Source organism: Chitinophaga sp., assembly GCF_035564935.1.
In the GTDB taxonomy this organism is placed as follows: Bacteria; Bacteroidota; Bacteroidia; order Chitinophagales; family Chitinophagaceae; genus Chitinophaga.
The window spans coordinates 1-4,884 of record NZ_DATMTE010000560.1 but is presented as its reverse complement, the minus strand read 5'-3'; the positions used below and the strand labels follow the sequence as shown (position 1 = coordinate 4,884).

4 protein-coding genes are annotated in these 4,884 nt (G+C 46.7%); 2 read left to right on the top strand and 2 right to left on the bottom strand.

Annotated elements, in window-relative coordinates:
• Window positions 1-370: 370 nt before the first annotated feature.
• Complete coding sequence (locus VN105_RS14555; protein WP_325642106.1) at window positions 371-769, top strand: hypothetical protein; 399 nt, start codon at window positions 371-373, stop codon at window positions 767-769.
• A 27-nt stretch (window positions 770-796) separates the two neighbouring features.
• Here the strand turns inward: VN105_RS14555 and VN105_RS14550 are convergent, their stop codons facing one another.
• Together VN105_RS14550 and VN105_RS14545 are read right to left on the bottom strand one after the other, a co-directional pair.
• On the bottom strand, window positions 797-3,160 hold the full coding sequence (locus tag VN105_RS14550) for a TonB-dependent receptor (protein ID WP_325642104.1): 2,364 nt from the start codon (window positions 3,158-3,160) through the stop codon (window positions 797-799).
• Window positions 3,161-3,224: 64 nt separating this feature from the next.
• Window positions 3,225-3,812: a DUF3347 domain-containing protein gene (locus VN105_RS14545; protein WP_325642102.1), complete on the bottom strand. Its 588-nt coding sequence runs from the start codon at window positions 3,810-3,812 to the stop codon at window positions 3,225-3,227.
• 129 nt (window positions 3,813-3,941) lie between these two features.
• On the opposite strand from VN105_RS14545, the gene VN105_RS14540 reads away from it, so the two are divergent.
• The coding region (locus VN105_RS14540) for an ABC-F family ATP-binding cassette domain-containing protein (protein ID WP_325642100.1) at window positions 3,942-4,884 on the top strand (943 nt) is incomplete at its 3' end.

Sequence of the window (4,884 nt, the reverse complement as noted above, 5' to 3'; positions counted from 1 at the left end):
CCAGGATTAATACTTATTATTGTAAACTTCAAACAGGATTATCTAACAAGTATGTAAACCTATTTCAGGACGTGACCGTGTATGGGGAGTGTATGGGGAGTGTATGGGGAGTGTATGGAGAGTGTATGGGGAGTGTATGGTAAGCACTACACATAGACGAGTCCTAAGCACCGGAGAAGTATCCGGGAAGTATGCCACAGGTAATAACCCAGGCCATATTTCAACTTGCACATTCTCAGAATGCGATTCGTCTTTAAGCAATAAGAACCGCTGCCAGCAATTGATATATCTAAAAGAAATATCTGTAATAACTTCAATATTGAAGCCGGAAATAAATTAATTTTAATTCAATAATATAAAACCGTTAGATATGACAATTGGAAATTTAAAACTGTACGACATTTTCCGGAACGATCTGCATCTATCGGATGCCAAAGCCATGGAAGTTGTTTGTACAATGGATGAGTATTATGAAAGGAAATCTTTTGCGAAAACTGACCAACTGGCTACTAAAGCCGAGTTATCAGCTGTTAAGTCGGAATTAAAAGAAGACATTGGCAAAGTAAGATCAGAACTAAAAGAAGATATCAGCAAGGTAAGGTCGGAATTGAAAGAAGACATCGGCCAGTTAAGAGTAGAACTGAAAACGGACATCAATAGCTTGGAAAGCAGGCTGATGAAGCACCTGCATTCAGTCACAATTCTCCAGTACCTTCTGCTGATCGGCTCCATAGCAGCCCTGTTAAGGTATGCAGGCTTACTGAAATAACCCGCTATCACCCCATGTAATCCCTCCTCAGAACTTAAAGTTATACGTCACAGACGGTAACACCGGAAATAACGACACCTGCTTCGCACTTACCTTCAACGTTCCATCAATTGCACTCCCCTGCTGGTCGAAATAAATAAAGTAAGGGTTCTTCCTGCTGTAAACATTGTATACTGAAAACGTCCAGCTGCCTTTAACACGTTTATTGGGCTTCTTAGACACAGGTGTGTAAATAGCTGAAAGATCCAGCCGGTGATAGGCATCCAGCCTGTAGGAATTGATGCTGCCAAAACCCTGTACCAGCGTACCTTCTACAAAATAGAACTTCTCCGGCAGCGTGGTAGTGTTCCCGGTACCGTAAATAAATACGCCGGATACCGTCCACCGCTTGTTCAGTTCATAAGTACCCACCAACGCCAGGTCATGACGGCGGTCGTATTTCGCCGGGTAACGCTTGCCATCATTCAAGGCAGGAAACTCCCGCCAGGTCCATGCCAGTGTATAACCCAGCCAGCCGGTAAACCGGCCTTTCCTTTTGTTCACAAACAGCTCCAGTCCGTATGCCTGTCCCTTTCCAAATACAAAGTCCTGTTCCGGATCGTTAAAAGTAGGCGTATAGCCTTCCTTGTATTCAATCTGGTGTTGCAGGCTTTTGTAATATACCTCTGCCGACGCCTCGTACATATTGTTACTGAAATTGCGGAAATACCCCGCTGAATACTGCCAGGAGATCTGCGGCTGCACCAGGTAAGTACTGGGCACCCAAACATCTGTAGGCAGCGTAGTGCCCGCATTGGATACCAGGTGAATAAACTGGTAGTTACGGGTAACGGAAGCCTTTACCGAGCTTACATCATTCCAGGACCAGCGCAGGATAAACCTTGGCTCAAAGCCGCCATGCCGCGATATTGGCTGCCAGCGCCGGTACACGGTACTATCTGTTTTATTGCCCGCCGCATCCCGGTAATAACGGGTATAAGGGCCTATTTGCATAAACCCGCTGTAACGCAGTCCTACATTGAGCTGCAGCCGGGGGGATATTTCCCAGTCGTCCATTATATACAAGGCCGCTTCATGAGCATATTTCTTAAACACATTTTCCGGTGAAAACCTGGTGGAATCCTGCTGCCCGCTGATGGTAGACGGTGTAAATGTGTGATAAATATAATTCCCGCCAAAACGGATATGATGCTTTACATGCACGTAATAATCGAAATCCGTTTTCAGGTTCATATCACTGATACCGGAGGATAAGCGGATATCAAAATTATTCTGCAAAGCGCTGAACTGGAATTTATAATCATTGTAGATGAGAGAGGTATTGGCAAACAACTTCCGGTTAAACACATGATTCCACCGTAAAGTAGCCGTGGTATTGCCCCAGGGGATCTTTACATCAAAGGAACGATCCTGGTTATTAAAGCTGAATACATCTTTCCCTAAATAACCACTCAGGTAAATACGGTCCCTGTCTGAAAAAATATAGTTCATCTTTACATTCAGGTCATAGAAATAATAACCCGAACCCTTATACGAAGTATTGTTAATGAAAGGCTTGGTAATAACGTCGACGTATGTACGCCGGCCGCTTACAATGAAAGAAGCTTTATCTTTTTTCAGCGGTCCCTGGAACGACAAACGGGAAGAAATCAAACCGATCCCTCCTTCTCCCTGGAAATTTTTACTGTTCCCTTCTTTCATGGAAATATCTGCTACAGACGACAAACGCCCGCCGTAATTGGCCGGCATACCGCCTTTAATGAGCGTGGTACTGCGAATGGCGTCTGCATTAAACACGGAGAAAAAACCAAAGAGATGCCCCGTATTATACACCGGCGCTTCATCCAGCAGGATGAGGTTCTGATCAGCGCCGCCGCCCCGCACATAAAAACCCGCATTCCCTTCGCCGGCAGCCTGAACACCCGGCATCAGCTGCAGGGCTTTCAGCACATCCACCTCTCCCATCAGCGCCGGCAGCTTCTTTACTTCCATGGCGGTAAGCTCCACTCTTCCCATATCGGTACTTTTTACATTGGCATCCTTTCGTTTATCGCTGATCACTACTTCCTTTGCCTGGTAGGAACGGGGATATAACTGCAGGTGCTGCGTAATATTGGCATCGAGGTTCAGCGCTACCGCTTTGGATTCATAGCCAAGAAAAGAATACAACAGGATATAATTGCCGGCGGGCAGGGTGATGGAGTAAAAGCCGTAGTTATTGGTATGAACGCCGTTAGTGGAATGCAGTACCTGCACAGTGGCGCCAGGAAGAGATTCCCCGTTGGTACTGTCTTTAATGAAACCGCTTACAGTAAATTGCTGTCCCGCTGCCTCGTTGAAGAAACATAGCAAAAAGAAAAACAGCAAAAAAGGACTATATCGTGTGAACATACCGTTGGATCAGGTGCAGCAAAAGCAAGTTACGATTTACTGTGCATGATCCAACGATAAGTTATTACTTGTAAATCAGGCTGTCTTTTGTTTCACCGCAGGTGAGCATTTTATGGCCGAAATAGGGATTCTCAATTCCCGCTTTATCGCTGAGCCAGTAAGCGCCTTTGTCGTCAAATGCCATAGGGCAATACTGGTGATAAATAGTATGACCTTTCAAACCGGTGTTCTTTACAAGATCAAACAGCATATCAGATACCATCTGGAAAGATTCCCGCTTTCCTTCCAGTGCTGATTCGCCTGCCAGCCCCGTTAGTTCGGCGCTCACACTGCCGGTAATCCCGGTAATGTTGGCCAGGTGGCTGCTATCCATTTGTAAGAGGCTCACCGGCAAACTGTCTATATGCCCTTTTAGCGCCGCAGCAGCGGTGTTGGCAGCGATACTGTCGGCCTGCACCAGCGCATCGGACAACTTATAATACGATTGCATGGTGGCCCCCAGCGAGTCGTAGAACACCTGGCTGTAAGGCGCCTGCAACGCTTCAGAAACAGCGCCGGCGGCTTCTTTCTGCTCCGGCGCCCGCTGGTTACAGGCAAACAGTGCTACACTCAGTATCATCAAACCTGCCGGAACGCATACTTTAAAATTCATAATCTTACACTTTGTAACAAAACTAAATAAAATGACCGGATTGTTTGTCGGGAGGATTCAATTCAAGTAGGTTAAAATCCGCATTTTTCCTTAACTTTGCACGTTTTTTATCCAATTTTTTTATTTTTTATGTTGATCGCATTACAGGACATTACGTTTGAGTTTGGATCCAGGGTTATCCTGGAAGATTCCTCCTGGCATATAGAACCGGGCGACCGGGTTGGGCTTATCGGGTTGAATGGTACCGGCAAATCTACCCTGTTGCGCATAATCAACGGGGAATATTCCGTTTCCAAAGGAAGTGTGAATAAAAGCAAAAGCCTGACGATCGGCTTCTTTAACCAGGACCTGCTGAGCTTTGAAACCGATGAATCCATTCTTACCGTAGGCATGATGGCCTTTGGCAAAGCGCTGGAACTGGAGAAAGATATTGAGCGCATTACCAGGGAGCTGGAAGACAGCCAGACGGATGAACTGTTGCATGAGTTCAGCGACAAGCTGCATGAATTTGAAGCGCTCGACGGCTACAACATGAAACATAAAACGGCCCAGGTACTGGAAGGTCTCGGCTTTACCACCGCCGACCTGGACCGCCCATACAGCCAGTTTTCCGGTGGATGGCGCATGCGGGTGCTCCTCGCACGCCTCATCCTGCAGCAACCGGATGTACTGATGCTCGATGAGCCCACGAACCACCTGGATCTTCCCTCCATCGAATGGCTGGAAAGATACCTGGTTGGGTACAATGGCGCCGTGATCATTGTATCGCACGACCGCTTCTTCCTGGACCGCATGGTGAATAAGATAGTAGAGGTATACCAGCAGCAACTGCACCACTACGCCGGCTCTTACGCCGATTATGAAGTGGAAAAGGAACTGCGCCGCGAAATGCAGCAACGCGCTTATGAAAACCAGCAGGATTATATCCGCCAGCAGGAACGTTTTATTGAACGTTTTAAAGCAAAAGCCTCCAAAGCCGCACAGGCGCAGAGTATCGCCAAAAGGCTGGATAAACTGGAACGCGTGGAGCAAACAGATAACGGTCCGTCTAAAATAAAAATAAACTTCACGG

What these genes read in the sequence shown, in the direction of transcription:
- VN105_RS14550 (WP_325642104.1), bottom strand. Translation starts at nt 3,160, where the DNA reads ATGTTCACACGATATAGTCCTTTTTTGCTGTTTTTCTTTTTGCTATGT.
- VN105_RS14545 (WP_325642102.1), bottom strand. Translation starts at nt 3,812, where the DNA reads ATGAATTTTAAAGTATGCGTTCCGGCAGGTTTGATGATACTGAGTGTA.
- VN105_RS14555 (WP_325642106.1), top strand. Translation starts at nt 371, where the DNA reads ATGACAATTGGAAATTTAAAACTGTACGACATTTTCCGGAACGATCTG.